The sequence below is a fragment of the Pseudomonas sp. GT1P32 genome, from assembly GCF_054897805.1.
Genome location: NZ_CM142704.1, coordinates 2,477,642 through 2,501,542 on the forward strand (window position 1 = coordinate 2,477,642; position 23,901 = coordinate 2,501,542).

The 23,901-nt window shown below is 54.9% G+C and carries 22 protein-coding genes; 12 read left to right on the forward strand and 10 right to left on the reverse strand.

What is annotated here, in order from left to right; all coding sequences use genetic code 11:
• Nucleotides 1-97 precede the first annotated feature (97 nt).
• Both ACYZUC_RS11340 and ACYZUC_RS11345 read right to left on the reverse strand, forming a co-directional pair.
• The gene (locus tag ACYZUC_RS11340) at nt 98-949 is read right to left on the reverse strand and encodes an urea carboxylase-associated family protein (RefSeq protein WP_008042178.1); all 852 of its coding nucleotides are present in this window, start codon (nt 947-949) and stop codon (nt 98-100) included.
• A gap of 15 nt (nt 950-964) precedes the next feature.
• The gene (locus ACYZUC_RS11345) at nt 965-1,618 is read right to left on the reverse strand and encodes a GntR family transcriptional regulator (RefSeq protein WP_008042177.1); all 654 of its coding nucleotides are present in this window, start codon (nt 1,616-1,618) and stop codon (nt 965-967) included.
• 176 nt (nt 1,619-1,794) lie between these two features.
• Between ACYZUC_RS11345 and ACYZUC_RS11350 the strand changes: the two genes are divergently transcribed.
• Nucleotides 1,795-2,352: a TetR/AcrR family transcriptional regulator gene (locus tag ACYZUC_RS11350; protein ID WP_461995751.1), complete on the forward strand. Its 558-nt coding sequence runs from the start codon at nt 1,795-1,797 to the stop codon at nt 2,350-2,352.
• Here the strand turns inward: ACYZUC_RS11350 and fabF are convergent.
• From fabF to ACYZUC_RS11370, 4 genes are all read right to left on the reverse strand, one after another.
• The gene (gene fabF, locus ACYZUC_RS11355) at nt 2,349-3,623 is read right to left on the reverse strand and encodes a beta-ketoacyl-ACP synthase II (RefSeq protein ID WP_461995753.1); all 1,275 of its coding nucleotides are present in this window, start codon (nt 3,621-3,623) and stop codon (nt 2,349-2,351) included. The genes ACYZUC_RS11350 and fabF overlap by 4 nt on opposite strands.
• 32 nt (nt 3,624-3,655) lie before the next feature.
• Entirely contained in the window at nt 3,656-4,450 is a 795-nt protein-coding gene (locus tag ACYZUC_RS11360) for an SDR family NAD(P)-dependent oxidoreductase (RefSeq protein WP_461995755.1), read from the reverse strand.
• Nucleotides 4,451-4,654: 204 nt separating this feature from the next.
• The gene (locus ACYZUC_RS11365; protein ID WP_461995757.1) at nt 4,655-4,990 is read right to left on the reverse strand and encodes a ComEA family DNA-binding protein; all 336 of its coding nucleotides are present in this window, start codon (nt 4,988-4,990) and stop codon (nt 4,655-4,657) included.
• 112 nt (nt 4,991-5,102) lie between these two features.
• Entirely contained in the window at nt 5,103-7,097 is a 1,995-nt protein-coding gene (locus ACYZUC_RS11370; RefSeq protein WP_461996703.1) for a polysaccharide biosynthesis protein, read from the reverse strand.
• Nucleotides 7,098-7,994: 897 nt separating this feature from the next.
• Between ACYZUC_RS11370 and ACYZUC_RS11375 the strand changes: the two genes are divergently transcribed.
• The 11 genes from ACYZUC_RS11375 (at nt 7,995) to ACYZUC_RS11425 (ending at nt 20,800) form a co-directional block, all read left to right on the forward strand.
• On the forward strand, nt 7,995-8,228 hold the full coding sequence (locus ACYZUC_RS11375; protein WP_461995759.1) for a hypothetical protein: 234 nt from the start codon (nt 7,995-7,997) through the stop codon (nt 8,226-8,228).
• Nucleotides 8,229-8,277: 49 nt separating this feature from the next.
• The gene (wecB, locus tag ACYZUC_RS11380) at nt 8,278-9,411 is read left to right on the forward strand and encodes a non-hydrolyzing UDP-N-acetylglucosamine 2-epimerase (protein WP_461995760.1); all 1,134 of its coding nucleotides are present in this window, start codon (nt 8,278-8,280) and stop codon (nt 9,409-9,411) included.
• Between the two features lie 3 nt (nt 9,412-9,414).
• Nucleotides 9,415-10,680: a UDP-N-acetyl-D-mannosamine dehydrogenase gene (gene wecC / locus ACYZUC_RS11385; RefSeq protein ID WP_461995762.1), complete on the forward strand. Its 1,266-nt coding sequence runs from the start codon at nt 9,415-9,417 to the stop codon at nt 10,678-10,680.
• A gap of 144 nt (nt 10,681-10,824) precedes the next feature.
• A complete protein-coding gene (locus ACYZUC_RS11390; protein ID WP_461995763.1) occupies nt 10,825-12,069 on the forward strand; it encodes a hypothetical protein in 1,245 nt (414 codons plus the stop codon).
• A 2-nt stretch (nt 12,070-12,071) separates the two neighbouring features.
• On the forward strand, nt 12,072-12,533 hold the full coding sequence (locus tag ACYZUC_RS11395; protein ID WP_461995765.1) for a serine O-acetyltransferase: 462 nt from the start codon (nt 12,072-12,074) through the stop codon (nt 12,531-12,533).
• A gap of 21 nt (nt 12,534-12,554) precedes the next feature.
• Nucleotides 12,555-14,102: an O-antigen ligase family protein gene (locus ACYZUC_RS11400; RefSeq protein ID WP_461995767.1), complete on the forward strand. Its 1,548-nt coding sequence runs from the start codon at nt 12,555-12,557 to the stop codon at nt 14,100-14,102.
• Nucleotides 14,102-15,940: an asparagine synthase (glutamine-hydrolyzing) gene (gene asnB / locus ACYZUC_RS11405; RefSeq protein WP_461995768.1), complete on the forward strand. Its 1,839-nt coding sequence runs from the start codon at nt 14,102-14,104 to the stop codon at nt 15,938-15,940. The genes ACYZUC_RS11400 and asnB overlap by 1 nt, the downstream gene beginning before the upstream one ends.
• A gap of 55 nt (nt 15,941-15,995) precedes the next feature.
• A complete protein-coding gene (locus ACYZUC_RS11410; protein WP_461995770.1) occupies nt 15,996-17,642 on the forward strand; it encodes a heparinase II/III family protein in 1,647 nt (548 codons plus the stop codon).
• Nucleotides 17,643-17,649: 7 nt separating this feature from the next.
• Complete coding sequence (locus tag ACYZUC_RS11415; protein WP_461995771.1) at nt 17,650-18,828, forward strand: glycosyltransferase family 4 protein; 1,179 nt, start codon at nt 17,650-17,652, stop codon at nt 18,826-18,828.
• A 2-nt stretch (nt 18,829-18,830) separates the two neighbouring features.
• A complete protein-coding gene (locus ACYZUC_RS11420; RefSeq protein WP_461995773.1) occupies nt 18,831-19,790 on the forward strand; it encodes a UDP-glucose 4-epimerase family protein in 960 nt (319 codons plus the stop codon).
• Nucleotides 19,787-20,800: an MraY family glycosyltransferase gene (locus ACYZUC_RS11425; protein WP_008042115.1), complete on the forward strand. Its 1,014-nt coding sequence runs from the start codon at nt 19,787-19,789 to the stop codon at nt 20,798-20,800. Before ACYZUC_RS11420 ends, ACYZUC_RS11425 begins: the two co-directional genes overlap by 4 nt.
• A gap of 100 nt (nt 20,801-20,900) precedes the next feature.
• Here the strand turns inward: ACYZUC_RS11425 and ACYZUC_RS11430 are convergent, their stop codons facing one another.
• From ACYZUC_RS11430 to rpsA, 4 genes are all read right to left on the reverse strand, one after another.
• Nucleotides 20,901-21,140 carry a lipopolysaccharide assembly protein LapA domain-containing protein gene (locus ACYZUC_RS11430; protein ID WP_461995775.1) on the reverse strand — a complete coding sequence of 80 codons (240 nt, stop codon included), beginning with the start codon at nt 21,138-21,140 and terminating at the stop codon, nt 20,901-20,903.
• Between the two features lie 21 nt (nt 21,141-21,161).
• Complete coding sequence (gene ihfB, locus ACYZUC_RS11435; protein ID WP_008042113.1) at nt 21,162-21,455, reverse strand: integration host factor subunit beta; 294 nt, start codon at nt 21,453-21,455, stop codon at nt 21,162-21,164.
• Nucleotides 21,456-21,603: 148 nt separating this feature from the next.
• On the reverse strand, nt 21,604-21,882 hold the full coding sequence (locus ACYZUC_RS11440) for a hypothetical protein (RefSeq protein ID WP_461995778.1): 279 nt from the start codon (nt 21,880-21,882) through the stop codon (nt 21,604-21,606).
• A gap of 217 nt (nt 21,883-22,099) precedes the next feature.
• Nucleotides 22,100-23,788, reverse strand: coding sequence for a 30S ribosomal protein S1 (rpsA, locus tag ACYZUC_RS11445; protein ID WP_008031789.1), 1,689 nt, complete (start codon nt 23,786-23,788; stop codon nt 22,100-22,102).
• Nucleotides 23,789-23,901: the final 113 nt, after the last annotated feature.

Sequence of the window (23,901 nt, forward strand, 5' to 3'; positions counted from 1 at the left end):
GCCTGCTCGCGATGCACCTGAGAACAACGCGTTTATTCAGAATAAACGCGTTATCGTTAACGTCCATCGCGAGCAGGCTCGCTCCTACAGGTGACGGTTATTTTTCCCAATCGGCCTTGGCGATGTGCAAGCCATGCAGCCCTTTGTACGCCGCACGCTCCGGCTGGCTCCAGCCTTCAAGCAGTGAATCCTCCAGTTTGTAGATCTCCACCCCAAGCGGGCGGCACACGCTCAACGGGTCCTGCGCGTCCGGCCCCCACATGGCCAGCGACAGATCGCCCCCCGGGCAGGTCGACAGCGCGCACAACAGATCGATCTCGGCAAAGAACTCCAGGTAATCGCCCTTCTGCGCCGGACAGGCTTTCATGAAGTACATGTCGTCGTGATTGAGGCCGGTGCACTGGAAAATGTTCAGCACGTCATGCACGTCGAACTCGGTCAGGCCATGGGGCAACACTGCGCGGGTCAGGTTGGAGTGGCAGTGATGGTGGAAGTCTTCGCCGGTGAGCATTTTGTTCACATAAGGATCGCAGCGGGTGCCGAGCAAGTCGTGCAGGCGCCCACCATGTTCGTCAATGCCGTAGTCGGCCAGGCTGTCATCGGTGATGGTCACCAGCGGCCGCAAGAATGGCAGGTTCGACCAGAGCCGGTCGTGAGTGCTGACATGCGCCCCTTGCAACTGCCGCGTGCGCGAAGCCCACAAGCGTTCACGCGGATCGTTGGCATTCCAGACGTTGAAATCCCCGACTTGCGGGCCGACCGGCGTGGTCACGCGGAACACGTGCCCGGCCGGGACATTCCAGGCGCGACCGGTGCGGATCGGCACTTCGAACTGCTCGATCAGCGTGCGCCCCTCCTTCGTATCCCGGATCTTTTCATAGAAGGCTTTGTCCACCTGCAAGGCCGAACCTTTGCTGACTTGGTAGGCCGCCGGATAGTCTTTGTACATGGCACGAATCCTCGATCAGTGATGGGAAGAAGGGGCAAGCATTTGCAACAGAAGGTGTTCGGAATCGTCGAGATAACGGCTCATGGCGTCCTCGGCGGCGCGTTTGTCGCCTTCGGCCAGCAACTCGTGAATCTGCCGGTCGCGTGCCAGCCAGGGCGCCTGAAACCGTGACTCATCGGGCGCGGCGCAAAACACCAGGCGCAGTTGCGCGACGACATTGGTGAAGAATTCATCGAACAACGGGCTGCGCAGCAACCCGACGATGTGTTGATGAAACGCCAGGCTGTGTGTGCCCACGGCGCGCCAGTCTTCGCGCTCCCGGGCCAGTTCGGTGGCTTCCAGGGCTTCGAGCATCCGGTCGGACTGATAATCGCGCAGCGGCTGACTGGCACTGATGGCCTGCAACTCCAGCGTGCGGCGAACGTTGAACAGATCCCGCACATCGTCGACGCCCAAGCGACGCACCATCACGCCTTTGTTGCGCACATAACGGGTCAGACCTTCCTGCCCCAGCCGGTGCAAGGCTTCGCGGATGGTGTTGCGGGAAGCGTTATAGGCTGACACCAGATCGTTTTCCACCAGCGCCATGCCGGGCAGCAAACGACCGCCAATGATGTCGGCGCGTAACTCCAGGGTGATGTGGTCGGCCAGGGACAGTCCGCTGTTCATACTTATCGCCTCATGATTGTTCAACAATCGTCAGCTAACGGGTAATCACTATCCGTGCCAGTTCATTCCGGACACCATGAAGGAGTTGGACGCATCTGCATGCTTTTTAGAAATAGAAGTACAGTCACCATCCCATTTCCATTGGTTAAGATGGCGCATTGTTGCGGAGATACCAGATGCGTTACTCGCAGGACCATAAAGCTCAGACCCACCAACGCATCATCAAGGAAGCTTCAGCGAGATTTCGCCGCGACGGTATTGGCGCGACCGGCTTGCAGCCCCTGATGAAAGCGCTGGGCTTGACTCACGGCGGCTTCTATTCGCATTTCAAGTCCAAGGATGAGCTGGTAGAAAAGGCCCTGCAGGCTGCAGGCGCCGAGGTGGAAGTCATCTGCGCCGAATTGTTCGCTCAGGAACGCCCACTGGAGGCGTTCATTGACGCGTACTTGTCCGAATGGCACCAGACTTCGCCCCATGAAGGTTGCCCGCTGCCGACCATGTCATCGGAACTCGGCCTGCGCGGACAGCCAAGTCCGACCTCCGATGTGGTGCTCAATGCACGGCTCGAACAAATACAAGGCACCCTTGAAGGTGATGATGCCGCCGACCAGAGCATCTACATCATGTCCGCAATGGTCGGGGCGCTGCTGTTGTCGCGCAGTGTCGAGAACGCCGAACTGGCCCAGCGGATTCTCGACGTCACGCGCGAATTTCTCAAAAAGCCCCGGGATTAACCCTGCCAGCGCTTGAAGAGCACGCTGGCATTGACCCCACCAAACCCGAAGCCGTTGGACAGCGCATACTCGATGGCCATCGGTCGCGCTTGACCATGGACGATGTCCACACCTTGCGCTGCCGGATCCGGGTTATCCAGGTTGAGGGTGGCCGGCACAATCTGATCACGGATCGCCAACAGCGTGAAAATCGCCTCGATCCCGCCCGCCGCGCCGAGCAAATGCCCTGTGGCCGACTTGGTCGACGTGACCGCAATCTTGTTATCCGTGCCAAACAACGATTTGATGGCCGCCAACTCGCCCAGATCTCCAACCGGCGTCGAGGTTGCATGAGCATTGAGGTGCTGAACCTGTGCCGCAGCAACACCCGCCTGAGCCAGCGCCAGTGACATCGCCCGTCGCGCACCACTGCCATCTTCGGGGCCAGCGGTCAGGTGATAGGCGTCGGCGCTGGTGCCGTAACCGACCAGTTCCGCCAGCGGTTGCGCACCACGGGCGAGTGCATGCTCCAGGGATTCGATCACCAGAAGGCCTGCGCCCTCACCCATGACAAAACCATCGCGGTCACTGTCGAACGGACGCGAGGCACGCTCCGGGGTTTCGTTGTAACCACTGGACAACGCGCGAGCCGCAGCGAACCCGGCGAGACTGACACGATCAATCGACGCCTCCGCACCGCCACACACCGCAATGTCCGCCTCGCCGCAACGAATCAGCCGCGCCGCATCGCCAATCGCCTGAACCCCGGCCGCGCACGCCGTTACCGGAGCACCCAGGGGGCCTTTGAATCCGTGCTGGATCGACACATGGCCCGCGGCCAGGTTGACCAGAAAGGAGGGAATGGTAAAAGGCGACAAACGCCGCGGGCCTCGACTGTCGGTAGTGCGTACCGCATCGGCAATCGCGCCGAAACCACCGACCCCCGAGCCGATAATGGTCGCCGTACGCTCCTGGGCATTGGCATCCTGTGCCTGCCAACCGGCTTGCTCAAGCGCCTGACGCGCCGCTTCCATGGCAAACATAATGAAGCGGTCCATCTTCTTCTGCTCTTTGGGTGGCGTCGCACGATCCGGATCAAAACCCGCCTCGGCATCTTCGGCCAGCGTCGGCACTGTGCCACCGACCTTGGCCGGCAGATCAGCCACGACTTCGTCCGGCAAGTTGCGCAACCCCGAACGCCCGGCCAACAGACGCTCCCAGACGGCTTCGACCCCGCTACCCAGCGGAGACACCAAACCCATGCCCGTTACAACCACTCGACGTTCACTCATACCGCAACTACCTCAAGCCAATGGAGGGTGCCTCACTTGTAACGCGAAGCGGCCTTGCTTTTGGAAAGATTCGGCGCCATCACCAGACGCGCTGCGACAAACGCATCCCAGTCGGAGGCATCCGGCAACGAAGGAATGGTGATCAGTTCTCCCTGGTCCAGCCCCGACAACGAAGCATCGACCATCTCGCCCGCGTCCATGACCATGTCCGCCGGGATCTGGCTTGCGTCAATACCGGAACGCTCCCAGATTTCGGTGCGTGTCACGCCTGGCAACACAGCTTGCACTTTGACCCCGGTGCCATCCAGCTCGGCATTCAACGACTGGGTCAGGCTTAACACATAAGCCTTGCTGGCGCTGTAAGTGGCGTTGAAGCGCTCGGGGAACAACGCCACCACCGAGGCGATGTTGATGATCGTACCCCGGCCGGCTTTGGCAAAACTGGCGGCCGCCGCCGAAGCCAGGCGCGTGACCGTCGTTACGTTCAATTGAATCAAACGTTCCAGCTGGTCCAAATCAGCGTTGGCCAGCAAGCCATCTGCCGCGACACCCGCGTTATTCAGCAGCAGACTGATACTCGAATCGCTGCGAAGGCGCTGCTCAAGTTTCAGCACATCATCCTTTTGCGTGAGATCCGCTTTCAGCACCTCGACCTGAACGCCATGCTCAGCGCGCAGCTTGCTCGCCGCCGCCTGAAGACGCTGTTCGTCACGTGCGACCAGCAACAAATCAAAACCGCGCGCCGCCAAGCGCTCAGCGTAAATGGCACCAATCCCGGATGAAGCACCGGTGACAAGAGCCGTACCTTGGGTCTGGACAGAATTCATGACGTGCTCCTGGAATGCGTAAGGAAAAGAAAAGCGCCTGCGCTTCAGAGCGCCAAGCTGGATGACGAATTTATTATAGGCATAATTTAATCACAATATGATAGCCGTAATTTTTTACCTGCCGACGGAAGGCGCTAAATCGCCACGTACGCCAGAATGCAAAAAGGCCGGTCAATGACCGGCCCATGGCGCTGAATTACAAGCTTAGTTCACCTCAAGTTTTTCGCGGTTCTTATCCAGAATGGCTTTGCCGATTCCCTTCACTTCGAGCAGCTCGTCCACCGACGCAAACGGCCCATTACTCTCACGATAGGTAACAATCGCCTTGGCCTTGGCTTCCCCGATGCCGGACAACTCCCGTTGCAGGGTCGACGCGTCGGCCTGATTCAAATCAACCTTTTCGGACTGAACCTTGGGAGCGACCTCCATGACCAGAGGTGCACTGCCCGCCTCCGGCTTGGTCGCCGGCGCCGCAATAGCGGCAACAGACGCAGTGCTCAGGAGGGCAAAAATCAGAGAGTAGAAGTAGCCAGTACGCATAAATGAAGCTCCATGACATCAATTGAGAAAGCAGCTTTTCCGAAGCTGCCTTCCAAACTTAGGCGATGTCTGGAGCCTGTCAAAAATGTGTCAGTTACAGGATGTGAAACAATCAGGGCTCGAGGCGACGCTGCTGATAGATCCAGTCGACGATCTCGCCGTCAGGGGTATAGCCGCTGACCGTTTCGCGCAGAAGCTGGCGAACTCTAGAATAATCATCCTGATCAACCGCTGCCAGCAATTCGCCCAACCGCGCCTTCAGCACATCCCAGGCCAGGTAATCTTCGCTGGCCGTCATGATCATCGGATGCGAGGTCGCCGCAACGTTGTCGCCGATCAGCAACTCCTCGTAGAGCTTTTCGCCTGGGCGCAGGCCGGTGAATTCGATCGAAATGTCACCGTGGATATTTTTGTCCGACCGGACACTCAACCCTGACAGATGAATCATTTTCTCTGCCAACTCGATGATTTTTACCGGTTCGCCCATGTCCAGCACGAAAACGTCCCCGCCCTGCCCCATCGACCCGGCCTGGATCACCAACTGAGCGGCCTCGGGAATGGTCATGAAATACCGGGTGATTTTCGGGTGTGTGACGGTCAGCGGTCCACCAGCCTTGATCTGCTTGTGGAAAAGCGGGATCACGGAACCTGACGAGCCCAACACATTACCGAACCTGACCATGGTGAAACGGGTCTTGTTGACGCGAGACACGCTGGACTTGTCGCCAAACAACACAGGCGCTTTTTCGCGGCTGAGCGCCTGCAATGTCAACTCTGCAAGTCGTTTGGTACTCCCCATTACATTGGTGGGGCGAACAGCCTTGTCGGTGGAAATCAGTACAAAGTTTGCAACCCCGGCCTGAAGTGCAGCCTGAGCCGTATTTAACGTGCCAATGACATTGTTCAACACGCCTTCTGCAATATTGTGCTCGACCATAGGTACATGTTTGTACGCTGCGGCGTGGTAAACCGTATCGACATGCCAGGTCTTCATGACGTCCAGCAACTTGTTCTCGTTACGGACAGAACCCAGGATCGGCAGCAGTTTGACGGACAACGATTCACGCGCAATTCGCTGCTCAAGCTCGGACAGGATGCTGTAAAGATTGAACTCGCTGTGTTCGAACAACAACAGGGTCGTAGGCCTTAAAGCAAGTATCTGCCGGCACAATTCCGAACCGATTGATCCACCCGCACCGGTAACCATCACTGACTGGCCGGTGATGCAATGCTCCAGCAGGCCCTCTTGAGCCGGTACAGCATCACGCCCAAGGAGGTCGGCAATGTCCACTTCCTGGATATCGTCGACTTTGACCCTCCCACTGGCCAGATCCATGAATCCCGGCACGCTGCGCACATGAAGCGGGAAGCGCTCCAGGTAGCCCAGAATTTCCCGGCGGCGTCCACGGTTGGCCGAAGGGACTGCAAGCAGGATTTCCTGAGCACCTGTCGTGTCAATCAATTGCTGGATATGCTTGGGTTTGAACACCTGCAACCCGGAAATGACACGACCGGCAATACTTCCGTCATCATCGATGAACGCGACCGGGCGCATCACCCTGCCCATGCGCAGCGCCGCAACAAGTTGGTTGCCTGCGGCACCGGCGCCGTAAATGGCCACTTTCGGCAAACCATCATCACGATTGGCGAAAGGCACATGTTGCGCCGCCGCGAACCAATCACCCAAAAAATACTGGCGCATTGCCAAACGCAAGCCACCAATCATGATCAGGCTCAACCACCAGTAGTTGAAAATAATTGAGCGGGGCACGACCGTTTGATGATTGCTATATAAGTAGACGATTACGCCAAGAATAAGCGAAGAAAGGCTGACGGCTTTAATGATCGCGATAAGTGCGTCATTACCAAAATAACGCATCACGGCGCGATACATGCCAAAACGAATAAACAACGGAATGGCAACAACGGGAGCACTAAGAAATAACCAGAGGTGCTGTTGAACAGGGCTGTTCATTTCGTCGATCCCTAGACGAACGACAAAAGCCATCCATAACGAGACCCAAACCAAACCAACATCGGCAACTACCTGCAGGACCCGCTTGTGTCGGCGCGGAAGGCTCAACAAAAAAGCTCTTATTTTATCCATAACCCTATCGAACACCTCACCAAGCTCCTGAAATCAAAAAATAAACTATTGCCTTTGAACCCGCAAAGAAAACCGGCCGATTTACGATGAAATACCAGCACGGGCAAATGCCGCACCGGCGTAAGGATTGCATCAAAAAATAAACTTCAATCAGGCACCCTTGTACCAAAACAGCTGGGGCAGAGCCTGACAGGCTACCGAAGGCAATCCCGATATAATACCTGTGTTGTGTCAGAAATCCCTGATTGCAGGCAAAATTACTGCCATCAAACGCAAGCGCAACCCAGGCGGCCTCGGTTACCCCGGCAGGTGCCGGTAAAAAATGACGAACGTGCCGGAATCGCGGTTCCTACCTGATACAATGCCCCGAACTGCCCGCAGCCTTTAAGAATCACAGCTACACCCCTCCGGTGTTGTATCAAAACTGATCAAGATGACCACAAAGAATAGTCACTCGCCATCAGGCCTTTCACGCTTGGCGAGACACATTTCGCCTATGGCAATCGGTCGGCACCCTGACAACCAATCCGGAGAAGGAAATTCGCTGCATCAAAGACGCATCAAGCTGCAACCTTGGAAAGCACCGGACAAAGAAGGCTATAATCCGCGACGCCTAAAAAGCTTTGCAGTTCTTAGCGATAAAGAAGAGCGAGTAGGGACACGCTGTAAGAAACTTCTGTCTCCGACGAAAGACCCGGCTTACACGAACTGAACGGTTGACCCCCGATGACAAAGATGTCACTCCGCGATCGAGATCATGCCAGCGGAAGTAAACAGACCTGCTGCGAGTACCTTCTCGAGAGGGATCAGGTCGCCTCCAGGAAGGGGTGGATTAGATCGATTGAACAGCGCGCCCCAAAGGACAATGATATCCGCCCCCTACACTCGCCGACGCCCATGTTTTTTGCTCCTCTGATACTGGAAGGGTTCGGCAATGGCCGCTTGGCAGCCAGAGACGATCTGCGCCAGACAATGATCCTGCGCCCGCACACCGGGCTGCCCGTGGATCGGATTCCCGGCGAAAACCTGCGTGCCCACGCTGCTATTCCGTTAGTGGCAAATAGCGGTTCTGTGCAGCGGAAAGAAACAGTGCAAAAACCCATCGAATTCGTCCTTCTCTCATTCGCGTGATAGGCCTGTGCACGCAATAAATTTTTTATTTTTTAATAGCGGTGTAGCTATGACTTTGAAAACCTTGTGTGTGTTTGGCACGCGCCCCGAAGCAATCAAAATGGCCCCTTTGGCGTTAAGCCTCGCGGCGGACGAACGCTTCGAAGCCAAGGTATGTGTAACCGGCCAGCATCGCGAGATGCTGGACCAGGTACTGAATCTTTTCGAGATCACGCCTGACTTCGATCTGAACATCATGAAGTCTGGCCAGGACTTGACGGACGTCACCACCACTATTTTGCAAGGCATGAAATCGGTCTTCGCCGAGTTCAAGCCCGACATCGTCCTCGTGCATGGCGACACTGCTACCACTTTCGCCACTACCCTGGCGGCCTACTACCAGCAAATCCCTGTCGCTCATGTCGAGGCCGGCCTGCGCACGGGCAATCTCTACTCGCCCTGGCCAGAAGAAGCCAACCGCAAGTTGACCGGCGCTCTGGCAGCCCTGCACTTTGCCCCGACAGACACCTCCAGTCAGAATCTGCTCCGGGAAGGGGTAGCCGCTCAAAGCATTCACGTCACGGGCAACACCGTCATCGATGCCCTGCTGGACGTCGTGGCGAGAATTAAAAACAGCGCCACCCTGCAGCAACAGTTTCACCAACAATTCTCTTTCCTGGGTGAAGGGAAACGAATCATCCTGGTCACCGGCCATCGCCGCGAAAGCTTCGGTGACGGATTTGAAAAAATCTGCCAGGCACTGATCACGACAGCGAAAGAATTTCCTGACGTCGAAATCGTCTACCCCGTCCACCTGAATCCAAATGTGCGCGAACCCGTCAATCGACTCCTGGCCGGCATCGACAACGTCCACTTGATTGAACCACTGGATTATTTGCCTTTTGTGTACCTGATGGACCGCTCCTACCTGATCCTCAGTGATTCGGGCGGCATCCAGGAAGAAGCACCTTCGCTGGGCAAACCCGTTCTGGTCATGCGTGACACCACTGAACGCCCGGAAGCCGTCGAGGCGGGCACGGTCAAACTGGTCGGTACCGACATAGACGTCATCACGGGCAACTTGCGCAGCCTGCTGACGGACTCCAACGCTTACAGCCAGATGAGCTTCGCTCACAACCCCTACGGTGATGGCAAGGCGTGCGCGCGGATTCTTGAAACTCTTTCCCAATTTAAAAGAGGCTAACCTATGAGCTTTGAAACCATTTCCGTAGTCGGCCTCGGCTACATCGGACTGCCCACTGCCGCAGTTTTTGCCGCACGCAAGAAAAAAGTCATAGGCGTCGATGTCAATCCTCACGCTGTTGCAACGATCAATCGCGGTGAAATTCACATCATCGAACCGGATCTGGACATTGTCGTGCGGGCAGCGGTAACCGAAGGTTATCTGCGCGCAACCACCACTGCCGAACCGGCCGATGCGTTCCTTATTGCGGTACCGACCCCTTTCAAGGGCGACCATGAACCGGACCTGTCTTACATCGAGTCAGCCAGCAAGGCCATCGCTCCTGTCTTGAAGAAAGGCGATCTGGTCATCCTTGAATCGACTTCTCCGGTCGGCGCAACCGAGCAAATGTCTGCATGGCTGGCTGAAGCGCGCCCGGACTTGAGCTTCCCGCAAACGCATGGCGAAGACTCTGACGTTCGTATCGCACACTGCCCTGAACGCGTCTTGCCGGGCCACGTGCTGCGCGAGCTGATCGAGAACGACCGTATCATCGGCGGCCTGACTGCCAAGTGCTCGGATGCTGCGATGCGTTTGTATAAAACGTTCGTGGAAGGTGAATGCATCATCACCGACGCGCGCACAGCAGAAATGTGCAAGCTGACCGAAAACAGCTTCCGCGACGTCAACATCGCTTTTGCCAACGAACTGTCGATCATCTGCGACAAGCTCGACATCAGCGTATGGGAACTGATCCGCCTGGCAAATCACCACCCGCGAGTCAACATCCTGCAACCAGGCCCTGGTGTAGGCGGTCACTGCATCGCTGTCGACCCTTGGTTTATCGTGAGCAAGACACCCGATCAAGCGCGCTTGATTCGCGCCGCGCGGGAGGTCAATGACAGCAAGCCACAATGGGTGCTCGATCAGGTCGCGCTCGCAATCGGCAAGTATCTGCAGGAAAACCCGGCTAAAACAGCGAAAGACGTCACTGTCGCCTGTCTGGGCCTGGCGTTTAAGCCGGACATCGATGATCTGCGCGAAAGCCCATCCGTTGAGATCACGGTGCAGATTGCAAAAAATCATCCGGGCACCGTTCTGGCCGTTGAGCCGAACATCGAGCGCCTCCCTGCGCGCCTGGAAGGCATCGCAACCCTGAGCCCAGTCGATCAGGCCCTGTCTTCGGCCAACGTCATCGTTCTGCTCGTAGATCACAGTGCGTTTAAAACCATCCCGAAAACCCGCTTGTCATCGCTGAAAGTTATCGATACCCGCGGAGTCTGGACCTGAAAAATCAGGGGTAACTTGATTGCGTAAAGGAATCAGGTGGGTCATACGCTCACCTGATTTTTTTGCGCTATAAAGCGACAGCGATTTTTACTCTAGATGATCGTGTGCTCGAATTTGTCATGATGAGGTTGAAGAGGTTCCGGCATGGTCAATCTACTAATTCAGGTGCTGACGCTGATAAGTGGCCTGGTTGTAAACTTTGTTATTCCTGGCCTGTATGGACTGGATGCGTATGGCGCGTTCATCAAGGCCAATGTGCTGGTATTTTTATTTCAAAAACTTCTCGACATCGTTAACGAGCAGCTTATTGCCAGTGTCGAAGCCGAGTACATCCTCGTCACCTCATTATTTATGGCGACGTTGATTTTTTTACTGTTCAGCGTGGTCAGCCTGGTAGACGACATCGGTAATCCTTTATTGCTGAGTGTCATGCTACTCAGCTCAGCGTGCCTGCTTTCCCTGTTCGGGCTCCGTTTGCAACGCTGGATAGTGGGCTACCTCGTACTCTTCCTGTGTGTTTTTTTCGTCCTCTTGTTCATCAGTTATCAACAGATCCTGCCACTGAGTATCGTGGACATACTGCTGCTGACGAATCTGATACCGTGCCTGTTTGCCGTGGCGGTGCTGTTTAGCCATGGCGCAAAACTGCCAGTGGGCAGGCAGCTATTGTCCACCTGTAAGAACGTCCTGTTTTTGTTGCCTAGAATGGTATCCATCACTCTGGTCTTCAATCTGTTTACCAATATTCTGCCCTACATTCTTTCGAAGAGTCTCCCCGTTCGGGACCTTGGACTCTTCCGGGTGATCGTGTCGATCATCCAGTCAGCGACGAGCCTGTTCCCTATAAATGTCAGGGCTGTATTTGTTGCGTTTGTCTCCGGGGGACAGCGTCAAGAGCAATACAGAATCATCATGTCCGTCGCCCTTTTCTACTTCGCACTGGTTGGCTTGTCCGGATATGCGATGGGATGGCTGTTCCCGCAATACTCCGCTTATCTGGCGATGCTTCCTTGCCTACCAGTCCTGTACTGGGCCGTAGTGACAGAAAGGTATCTCGTTGCTTCCGGGCTTCATCGCAGAGTAATCGTGGCCAACCTCGTCCTGGGTGCACTGGCTGTGGCCGGGATGATTCTGTTTGTTCAAGGCCTGAAACAGGCAGAACTGTTTTATGCACTTGGGTTCTCTGCCTATTTATTGTTTTTGCACTTGCTGTGCCGACCAGGAATTCGTCTACCGGTCATATTCTGGGTCTCTGTACTCTCCCCCTTCGCAATCGTCTTGAAAGACGTCAATTTGATCTGGGGCGTTCTTTATATGCTTTCTCTTTTGATCATTGCGGTTGGGATACTTCGGCTTCGTCCGGCGGACTTTCGCACCTTGAGGTTTTGACAATGAACGCAGTTAAGTTGTATCGCGTAGGAAACTGGTTTTATCAGCGTCGTGTACCCGTCGTACCTGGCCTGATTCGCAACCTGATTTTTCTTTTGTTCAATTCATACATTCCGGTGTCCGCCAATATTGGAAAAGGCACCATTTTCGCTTACGGCGCCATTGGTGTTGTACTTCACGCGAACGCTAAAGTCGGGACGGGCTGTGTATTAGGCCAAGGGATTACGATTGGTGCTGCGGAAGGCTATGTCACCAGCGAAATCAACAAATGCCCTGTGATTGGAGACAACTGCTACATCGGCGCAGGTGCAAAGATCATTGGCGATATTCAGATCGGGGATAACTGCCAGATTGGAGCATCGGCCGTAGTACTGAAGGACATACCCAACAATTCAATCGTTGTCGGCATTCCAGCCCGAGTGATTGGACAGACGTCTGTAGACTATAAAGCTATACGCCCCTGAAATGGCGAACGGAGTATCGCAATGAGTAGTAATGACTGCATTAAAAACAGCATGGCAATTGCAGCGGCCGCGTGCATTTCCATTCTGCTTATGCAGGATCCTGGCGTTCTTTTCTACACCGGTATTCTTGGTGTTTCCCTGCTTCTGCTGACGGCCATTATTTCGCCTTGGCTGGGCCTGTTGGCGCTATTCCCGCTGGCCTTTGCCTTGCGCCCGGCCCCACCGTCAGTAGGGGCTCAAGAAATATCGTTCGCCGCCTTGCTGGCAGTGATATTCATTGCTGCTCTGATCAAGTTGCTTCGCTCTTGCGGAATCAGGTCCGTGCTGCGCCTTTTCGGTATCCCGCTGCTTATAGGCGCAGGAATACTGGGCATCAACCTGGCCGTGGCCATGCACAATCATGTGCCGATGCTGGACTGGATCAGGGGCGTCATTCCCTTTCTGTTTATATATGCACTGATACCTGTCTGCGCACTGGTCAGCGGTGAAGAAAACAAGATCCGCTGGGTCGGCGCTTCAGTGGGAACCCTGATTTTCCTGACCGCCGGCTACATCGTTTTCTACTACTTCTACCACGACATGTGGCAACCGTACTGGCTCATCCTGACAAACGGAGAGGAAGTCAAAATCTCTCAAGAAGCGGCCTTGAACAACGTCAACGCCATGGGGCCGATGCGCGACCGGATTACCATGCTGCTGGCACAGGCAACAGATGCGTTGCTGCCTGTCGGCATGGTTGTAGGGTTCGTTGTGAGCACGTTGGCACGTGACCGACGGATTACTGTTGTCGGCGCTTTGGTTGCCATGCTTTGCATGGCAGCCGTACTGATCACCTTCACAAGAAGCATGCTGATCAGCGCCCTGTTGGTCATGCTGCTCTTTTCGCTCTACGCATTTTTCGCCCATAAAAACTTGCGCGTGAAGTTGTCGGCCAATTTGGCCACTCAGGGCGTATTTGGCGTTGCATTTATCTTTTCCACTGGCATGGATCAGGTTTGGCTCGGACGCTTGAGTTTGTTATCGGGAGCCGCCTGGAGACGAAAAGGTGACTTCAACGTAATGTCCCGGCTTGAAGAATACAAAATTGCCTGGGAAATGTTTTTGAACCATCCAGTACTGGGCAACGGGATGGGTATCAAGCATGGAATGCGCTGGGAAACTTCTGACGGTGTCTCCTTCACCGAGATGGTTGCGTACATACACAACTGGCCGCTCTACATGCTGATGGTTGGCGGACTGCTGGGTTTTCTTGTTTATTCGTTGGTCATTGCGGGCCCCGTTCTCTATCGTCTTACGTCCCTCAGATCTGAGTCTGCCTATTTGACAGTTGTTCGTGCAGCCGTCATGACACTGGCGGTCTATGGTTTGTTTTTCGCCGTATTCCGTCTGATTTCGTTCAACCTGTTGCTCGCCGCTGCCTGGGGAGTGATCTTCGCGCACAAGTGGTCCCGAGAGAACAGTGCGTCTAGCGCCCATGCCGTACATTCAGACACGGCCTTGACTCGAACCAAAGAAAAGCCTGTTGGGCACGAGCCTGCCGATCAAAAAAATGTGGAGCTATCTGTATAATGTGCGGCCTAAGTTTTTTTGCTGTTAAACGCGAGGTCCTCGGAGTTCAGAGCCAGCTGGAATCAAGCCTGGCGGTCACCAAGCATCGCGGCCCGGATGCGTCTGGTACTTACTTCGCCAGTGTCGGGGATTACCAGGTAGGCCTTGGACATAACAGGCTCAGCATTCTGGACCTTTCGCCGACCGGCAGTCAGCCAATGTTCGCCGGCAATGGCGTCAGCATCGTATTCAATGGTGAGGTATTCAACCATCATGAACTGCGTAATCAGCTGATCGAAAAAGGCTACTCATTCAAGGGCACCTCGGATACAGAAGTCATTCTTCAGCTTTACGTTGAACACAAGGAACACGCTTTCAAACTTCTTGAAGGCATGTTCACTTTTGTCATCCTGGATGAAGCCAGAAATAAGTTTTTCCTGGTAAGAGATGTTATCGGGATCAAGCCGGTGTACTGCTATTCCAGCGCGAACGGCATCTATGCCTGCTCGGAAATACGCGGCCTCAAGAGTTACTCGGAGGTCACCGCCGATATTGATCATGATGACGTTTTCGAATTCTTCAATAACGGCTTCCTCTACGAACCGAACACCGGCTACAAAGCCATCAAAAAATTGATGCCCGGGACTTACCTTGAGTTCAATCTGCTCACGGGCGACTGCGAGACCCAGCGCTACCAGACCGTGATGAACTTCAAGACCGAGCAAAACCTCGCAGCAGATGTGCGCAGCGCGGTGACACGGCAATTGGAGGCGGATGTTCCGGTTGGCGTATTTTTCAGTGGCGGCGCTGACTCCAGTATTCTGGCCAGTTACACGGGTGAGGCAGATCTGTTTTTCGCCAAGTACGAAGCGACGGAAGATTCTGCTGTCGATATGAAGTTCTCGGCTGATATCGCTGAACACCTGGGCAAAAAACTTGTGGTGACAGAGATTCTCGATTCGAACACCAACGTGTTCGAGTCGATCGATTTCGTCGCAGCGAATACGGAAGAACTGGTTTCCGATTACACATTCTGGGCTACCTATCGGTTATCAACAGAAGCCAGAAAGAGCGGATACACAGTAATGCTCAGCGGGATGGGTGGGGACGAGGCATTCGCCGGTTATCCACGCTACAAGGTCCTGAAACATCACGGGCTGATTCGGCGGCTCTACCCAGTGCTGAATGCTCTGCTGAAATTCAAGCTGTTTCCCAAGCAGCTCGACAAAAAATTCGAACGACTGGTTTCCTATGCCCAGGAAAGTTACTGGCCTTTGGCGTATTCACGAATGCTGGGATATTTCTCCAGGCAGGAGTTGAAAGGCTTTTTCCCCGATTACTCGAAACGGGAACAGCATTACAAGCAACGCCTTGAGTCCGTGCTCGTCAATTACAAGGGCGATCCCGCAGACAAAGTAAAATGTGCACAACACTTTGACCTGACAGGCTTTCTAAGCCACAACCTCAGTGTTTCCGATAAAGCGAGCATGCTGGCCAGTATCGAGTTGCGTGTGCCTTTGCTGGATGAGCGAGTCGTTGCCAATGGTTTCGCCACCTCAAGTGCAGAACTGCTGAAGGATGGCGCGCCAAAGGCCCCTCTGAAGAGCCTATTGAAAAGCCTGCTTCCCGCCGCTCTTGTGGATCGCCCGAAAACCGGCTTCAACCCTCCCCTCGACGGCATTATCCGTCGGATAGGGGCAGAGCGATTGCTCTGCGAGTTCGAGCGGATTTATCAGTACCTCGAGCGCGAAGAAGTGGAAAAACTGGTGACGAATCATTTTTCGGGCGCAATCAACAACACGTACAAGCTGTGGCAGGTGCTGTACTTTGAACGTTGGTTGAAACTGAACTTTGCGTAAAAGCTTTCAGGTCCGCCTGTAAACGACGACATCTTTCATTATTTAAGTGATTTTTATGGGCAATGCGCTGACATCTCGGCTTTTCAAGCTCTACCACACAGCCAAAATGTTACGGTTGAAGCAGATTTTCTACCGGATCTATTACCGTTTCGCCAAAGTAAAACCATTTACGGCAACCGGATTCGGCAAGCGATCGGCCTTTGATCTGGCAAAAGCCCCGCGCTGGAGTGCGTCCCGCTTTACGACGGACGAGCAGTTCGACTTCATGGGCATGAAAGCGCCCATCGAGTGGAGCAACACGACACTCCCGAAAATCTGGCAATACAACCTGCATTACCTCGACCATTTGGCAGCATCCGACCAGGCATCCACGGCATTCGACACCCGCCTGGTCAACAGCTGGATTGTGGATAACCCTCCCTTCCGCGGTTGCGGATGGGAACCCTATACGCTTTCTCTGCGCATCGTGAACCTGGTGAAGTGGCTGCAGAGACAGCCGAGCCTGGAAGGCCTTTGGCTGGACAGCCTGGCCATGCAAACCCATGCCTTGTCCGAGCAGGTGGAATATCACATCCTGGCAAACCATCTGTTTGTGAACGGCAAGGCGCTCGTGTTTGCCGGCACCTTCCTGGAAGGCGCTCATGCAGAACGCTGGCAATCGCTGGGACTGGAGATTCTGGATAGCGAGGTCAAGGAGCAGTTTCTGGCGGACGGCGCGCACTTTGAATTGTCCCCCATGTACCACGCCTCCCTGTTGTGGGACATGTGTGACCTGGTGAACCTGGCCACCCACACCGAGCTTGCGCCACTAAGAAACCGACTGGACGAATGGAAGCGCGTTGTTGAACGAGGCATCGTCTGGCTACGCAGCCTCCAGCACCCCGATGGTGGTATCCCTTTCTTTAACGATTCGGCGTTCGGCATCGCTCCCGCGTTGCAAGATATCGAGGCATACGCACGCCTGCTCAATTGCCTGCCAGAGCCAAAAAACAGTACTGCCACTGCTGCCTCGGCCGAATATCACGCCGAAAGCGGTTACGTCTCGATTGATTTTGGCAATCAATGCAAGGCGCTATTGAACCTTGCGCAGGTGGCCCCCGACTACCAACCGGGGCATACCCATGCCGATACCCTGAGTTTCGAACTCAGCCTCTTTGGTCAGCGTGTCTTCGTCAACTCCGGAACATCGCAGTACGGCGAAGACTCCGAACGTCATCGCCAACGCAGTACAGCAGCACACAATACCGTCGAAGTTGACGGCGAGAGCTCCTCCGAAGTCTGGGCTGGCTTCAGGGTTGCCCGGCGTGCACGTGTTGCGCTGGATACGTTCGACCAGGTCGATGGCATCGTCCACGTCCGCTGCAGCCATGATGGTTACAAGCGTTTGCAAGGGAAAAACCTGCACACCCGTGAATGGCTCGCAAAAGTTGGCGAGTTGCAGATCACGGATTCGCTCACAGGAAGTTTTAACCGAGCGATAGCCAGGTTTTTTGTACACCCCGAGGCCTTGGTTGTTCAAAATGGCGGGCAATTGACGATCACCCTTCCCGGCGGCCAGGTTGCTTCCGTTTTCCTGGAGGGTGCAACCGGGATCAACGTGGTTACTTCAACGTGGCATCCAGAATTTGGCAAGTCTGTTCCGAACCAGTGCATCGTCGCTGAGCTGTCGTCGAACACGCTGACCACCCGTATAACTTGGTGAGGTTTATTTGAAACTTTTAATCCTGAGCTTTTACTACCAGCCCGATTTATCTGCCGGTTCGTTTCGTACCACGGCATTGGTAAAGGCACTTCTCGAGAAACTGCCGGCGCACGCGCATATCGAGCTGATTACAACCTTGCCAAACCGCTACAGCTCGTTCAGCAGCGAAGCGCCGGAACTGGAAGAGCATCCTCGCCTGACCATTCGCCGAATCGCCTTGCCGGCCCACAAAAGCGGTATGGCAGATCAAGCCAAGGCTTTTCTGGTTTACGCGAACGGCGTGCGCAAAATTGTTCAGAACAAACAATATGACCTTATCTATGCGACCTCTTCGCGCCTGATGACGGCGTCGCTGGGCGCCCTCATCGCCCGCCGGAAAAAGACTCCGCTTTATCTGGACATTCGCGATATTTTTGTCGACACGATCAAGGATATTCTGCCGAAGAAGCTGATCTGGCTGCTCAAGCCCATGCTTTCGCTACTTGAAAGTTTTACCATCAAGTCGGCCAAGAAGGTCAATCTGGTTTCCGCCGGTTTTCTCCCTTACTTCAAATCCCGGTATCCGGACCAGCACTACTCGTTGTTCACAAACGGTATCGATGACGAGTTCCTGGATGTCCAGCCTGTCGAGAGCTCCGCGAGTCTGAATCCGGTCCTGGACGTGGTCTACGCCGGAAACATCGGTGAAGGCCAAGGGTTGCACACGATCATTCCTGCGCTAGCCAAACGCCTTGAGGGGAAGTTGCGATTTCGAGTGATCGGCGATGGAGGGAGACTCGCTCACCTGAAGGAGGCCATTAGTTCAACCGGCTGCACTAACGTTGAGCTGTTGAACCCGGTCAAGCGCAATGAACTGATTCAGGTCTATCAGTCGGCAGATGTGCTGTTCCTGCACCTCAATGATTACGACGCGTTCCGCAAGGTCTTGCCGTCCAAACTGTTTGAATACGCCGCGCTGGGTAAACCGATCTGGGCCGGTATTTCGGGTTACGCGGCGAGCTTTGTCGCTGAACATATCGAAAATACAGCCGTCTTCGAACCTTGCGATGTGGATGCAGCAACCAGATCTTTCGAAAACCTGAACATTCTGACCAGCCCGCGGCATGCCTTCGTCGAGCGTTTTGCTCGCGGCAATATCATGCGCGAGATGTCGCAAGACATTCTTTCCCTGAAGGAGGCTCGTTAATCATGCGCATTCTTCTGGCAGGGGCCAGCGGCTTTGTCGGCAGCGGGCTGATCGCTCCGTTGCTTGAACGTGACCACGAAATTACAGCCGCCGTACGCAAGTTGAAGGTTGATCTCGACTCGCGTGTGACACAGAGCCTGGTCGATGGACTGTCGGCCGATCAGGATTGGCAGGGATTGTTGAAGGACCAGGATCTGGTCATCCAGCTGGCTGCCCGCGTACACGTCATGAGTGACGAATCATCCGACCCCCTTGCCGAATATCGCAAGGTTAACGTCGAGGGAACGCTCAATCTGGCTCGGCAGGCCGCTGACGCCGGGGTCAAGCGCTTCATTTTTCTCAGCTCAATCAAGGTCAATGGCGAAGGCACGACTCTCGGCAAGCCTTACATTGCCGATGGAGAGGAGGCGCCAAGCGACCCTTATGGCATTTCCAAAATGGAAGCGGAACACGCCTTGAGAGCGCTGGCGGCTGAAACCGGCATGGAAGTGGTGATTATTCGTCCGGTGCTGGTTTATGGGCCCGGCGTACGAGCCAACTTCCTCAGCATGATGCGCTGGCTGGACAAAGGCGTACCCCTTCCGTTTGGTGCCATTCACAACCAACGCAGCCTCGTTGCCCTGGATAACCTGGTTGACCTGATTGTGACGTGCACCGAGCACTTCGCAGCAGCAAACCAGACCTTCCTCGTGAGTGATGGCGAGGATCTTTCGACTACCATGCTGTTACGTCGAATGGCGATGGCCTTGGGCAAGCCTGCGCGCTTGCTACCGGTGCCGAGCTGGATGCTTGAAACCGGCGCGACACTCCTGGGCAAGCAAGCACTGGCCCAGCGTTTGTGCGGCTCACTCCAGGTCGACATCAGCAAGACTCGTGAACTATTGGATTGGAAACCGCCGGTCAGCGTCGATGAAGCGCTGCGCGACACGGCTAAACACTTTTTGGAACTACACACTCAATGAACATGTGGTGGCTGTTACCGGCTGCGGCCGTTGTCGCACTTTTTCTGACTGGCGCCCTGCGCCGGTACGCATTGGCTCGAAGCCTGATCGACATACCGAATGCGCGCAGCTCCCACGTCGTGCCGACACCACGAGGTGGTGGGGTAGCGATCGTGGTGAGCTTTCTGTTGGCATTGATGTGGACGGCCAGTCTGGGCTTCGTTGCCTGGCCTCTGACCTGGGCATTACTGGGCGCAGGCGTCGGTATTGCGGTACTGGGGTTTCTGGATGATCACGGCCATATCAGCGCTCGTTGGCGCTTGCTGGGTCACTTCATCGCAGCCACTTGGGCGCTGTTCTGGATAGGTGGCTTGCCGCCGTTGACACTGTTTGGATTCGCGCTCGACCTGGGCTGGATCGGTCATGCGTTGGCAGCCGTTTATCTGGTGTGGCTGCTGAACCTGTACAACTTTATGGACGGGATTGACGGCATTGCCAGTGTCGAAGCTATCTGTGTATGCCTGAGCGGTGCGCTGTTGTACTGGCTGGCGGGGAATGAACTGGCGGCGCTGTTGCCTCTGTTACTGGCTTTTGCAGTAGCAGGCTTCCTGTATTGGAACTTCCCCAGAGCGCGGATTTTCATGGGTGATGCCGGCAGCGGTTTCCTGGGCATTACCTTGGGGGTACTGTCATTGCAGGCTGCCTGGACGGCACCACAGCTTCTCTGGAGCTGGTTGATTTTACTCGGCGTGTTCATTGTCGATGCTACGTGGACTCTGCTTCGCCGCTTGTTCAGGGGTGACAAGGTCTATGAAGCCCACCGTAGCCATGCCTATCAATTTGCTTCCCGCCAGTTTGGAAAGCACTTGCCAGTCACCCTGACGGTCGCAGCGATCAATCTGTGTTGGCTGTTACCGATCGCCCTGGTAGTCGGGAGTGGCAAACTGGATGGCCTGTCGGGAGTGTGCCTGGCTTATCTGCCGTTGGTAGTTTTAGCCGTCAAGTTCAAGGCTGGGGAAAAAGAGGCTTAACAGTCAAGCCAGGGAATGGAGATGGGGGATGGGGGATTGCACTAGCCCCCTCCTCCAGCCAACCACTGGAAGTAACCGGTGACGCGTCCATCGCTGTAGATCAAACCAGACGCTTGCGCCGCGCTCTTGCGGTGCGACCAACGATCCAGCCAATCGCGGGCCCCGCGATCATCCCTATCAGCAACGAAACTACCACTACAACGGAAACTGGCAACTGCGGCCCAGCCCATCCAAGAAACAGCAAGGAAACCGACTGCTGGTTCTCAAGTACAAAAGCCAGTATCGCCAGCACCAGCAACAGTAGAACGACCATAACCAGCACGCGCTTCAAGCTACTCATGAGCCCCTCCCTGTCTGGATTTCAAACTTCTTCCTCTTCTTCATTTACCCGATCCCGCAACTCTTTCCCCGGCTTGAAATGGGGAACGAATTTGCCATCAAGGCTGACGGACTGACCGGTTTTCGGATTGCGGCCTACGCGCGGTGCGCGGTAGTGCAGGGAGAAGCTGCCAAATCCACGGATCTCGATGCGATCACCGGTGGCCAGACATTGGGACATTTGTTCAAGCATGGTCTTGATAGCCAGCTCCACATCCTTTGATGAGAGCAGCCCTTGATGGGTGACAATTCGTTCGATCAACTCCGACTTCGTCATATTTTTCCCTTCTTTTTCAAGCAGCTAGGAAAAGCGCTTCAAAGGTTTTAGCATGCCCGAAGGAATTTGAACAGCCCGAGCTTTGACATATCTTCGCCAGCAATGGGATGCCGATTTCAGAACAGAAGCCTGATCAAGCCCGACCTGCTCATCTGCAGATAACCAGCATGGTGCGCGTCACATAACCTGCCGGGTTGAAGCCAAAGGGATACTCATCTTCGTCTTTGGCGTCATCAGATCTCGTGACCACCTTGTAGCCAGCGCCCTTGCACTCCTTGGCAGCGCGTTTGTGACACCTCTCCCAGCCCGACCCTACCCCCGAACAATCGATCTCGATGCCACTAACCCCACGTGAGGCGTGAGTCTTCGCATTAGTGGTACAACCCGCCAATGTCAGAACGGCCAGTGCGACAACGAGCTTGTTCATTCATTTCCTTATGCCGGGCGCCCTGCCCGACTGTCATTCACTTCTGACTAAAGACTAGCTGCAAATAAACGATTGATCCGATTAAAGAAAGAGACAGCTTTGGGGGGCTATTGGTTTCACGGACGAACAATGTCGTGCGATGCGGTTACTGCACGCACCAAATCGCAGGCACAAAAAAGGGCGACCGAAGTCGCCCTTTTTAATGATCAAGCAGAACTTAGTTCTGTTTGGCCATTGCCTGGCGCAGCAGTGCCGCCATGGTGGTGTCAGCTGCAGCTTCACCTTCCGGAGCAGTTTTCAGGCTCTGGATGGCTTCTTTCTCTTCAGCATCGTCTTTCGATTTGATCGACAGCTGAATTACGCGGCTCTTACGATCAACGCTGATGATCTTGGCTTCTACTTCCTGGCCTTCTTTCAGAACGTTGCGCGCGTCTTCAACGCGGTCACGGCTGATTTCGGAGGCTTTCAGAGTCGCTTCGATATCGTCGGCCAGAGTGATGATGGCGCCTTTAGCGTCAACTTCTTTCACGATGCCTTTAACGATTGCGCCTTTGTCGTTCTCTTGAACGTACTCGGAGAACGGATCGCTTTCCAGTTGCTTGATACCCAGGGAGATACGCTCGCGCTCTGGGTCAACCGACAGGATAACGGTGTCCAGCTCGTCGCCCTTCTTGAAGCGGCGAACGGCTTCTTCGCCCACTTCGTTCCAGGAGATGTCGGACAGGTGAACCAGACCGTCGATGCCGCCGTCCAGACCAATGAAGATACCGAAATCGGTGATCGACTTGATGGTGCCGGAGATTTTATCGCCCTTGTTGAACTGGCCAGAGAAATCTTCCCATGGGTTAGATTTGCACTGTTTGATGCCGAGGGAGATACGACGACGCTCTTCGTCGATGTCCAGAACCATAACTTCCACTTCGTCGCCGACTTGTACGACTTTCGAAGGGTGGATGTTCTTGTTGGTCCAGTCCATTTCGGAAACGTGTACCAGACCTTCAACGCCTTCTTCCAGCTCAGCGAAGCAGCCGTAGTCGGTCAGGTTGGTTACACGAGCGGTAACGCGAGTGCTTTCTGGGTAACGGGCTTTGATAGCAACCCATGGATCTTCGCCCAGTTGCTTCAGGCCCAGGGAAACACGGTTGCGTTCGCGATCGTATTTCAGAACCTTAACGTCGATTTCGTCACCAACGTTGACGATCTCGGAAGGATGCTTGATGCGCTTCCAAGCCATGTCGGTGATGTGCAGCAGGCCGTCCACGCCACCCAGATCGACGAATGCGCCGTAATCGGTGAGGTTCTTGACGATACCTTTGACTTGCTGACCTTCCTGCAGGGATTCCAGCAGAGCTTCACGCTCGGCGGAGTTCTCGGCTTCGAGGACGCTACGACGGGAAACGACAACGTTGTTGCGTTTCTGGTCGAGTTTGATGACCTTGAATTCCAGCTCTTTGCCTTCCAGGTGCGTGGTATCGCGCACAGGACGGACGTCAACCAGGGAACCTGGCAGGAACGCACGGATGCCGTTAACGTCGACAGTGAAGCCGCCTTTAACCTTACCGTTGATAACGCCCTTAACCACTTCCTCGGCTGCGAAGGCAGCTTCCAGAACAATCCAGCATTCAGCGCGCTTGGCTTTTTCACGGGACAGCTTGGTTTCACCAAAGCCGTCTTCAACCGAGTCCAGCGCAACGTGAACTTCGTCACCGACATTGATAGTCAGGTCGCCAGCGTCGTTGTAGAACTGCTCAAGCGGGATGAGTGCTTCAGACTTCAGGCCAGCGTGAACGGTTACCCAGCGAGCTTGGTAATCGATATCAACGATAACACCGGTGATGATGGAGCCTGCCTGAAGGTTCAGGGTTTTTAGGCTTTCTTCAAAGAGTTCCGCAAAGCTTTCGCTCATTTTAATTCCTGTCGATGAGGGCGAAGAATACGCCCATCTCCACACCCCAGACGGTGTGGGTTAGTTTCATTTAAAAGAAGCACCACAGGACTATGACTGGTCCCCTGCGGCCT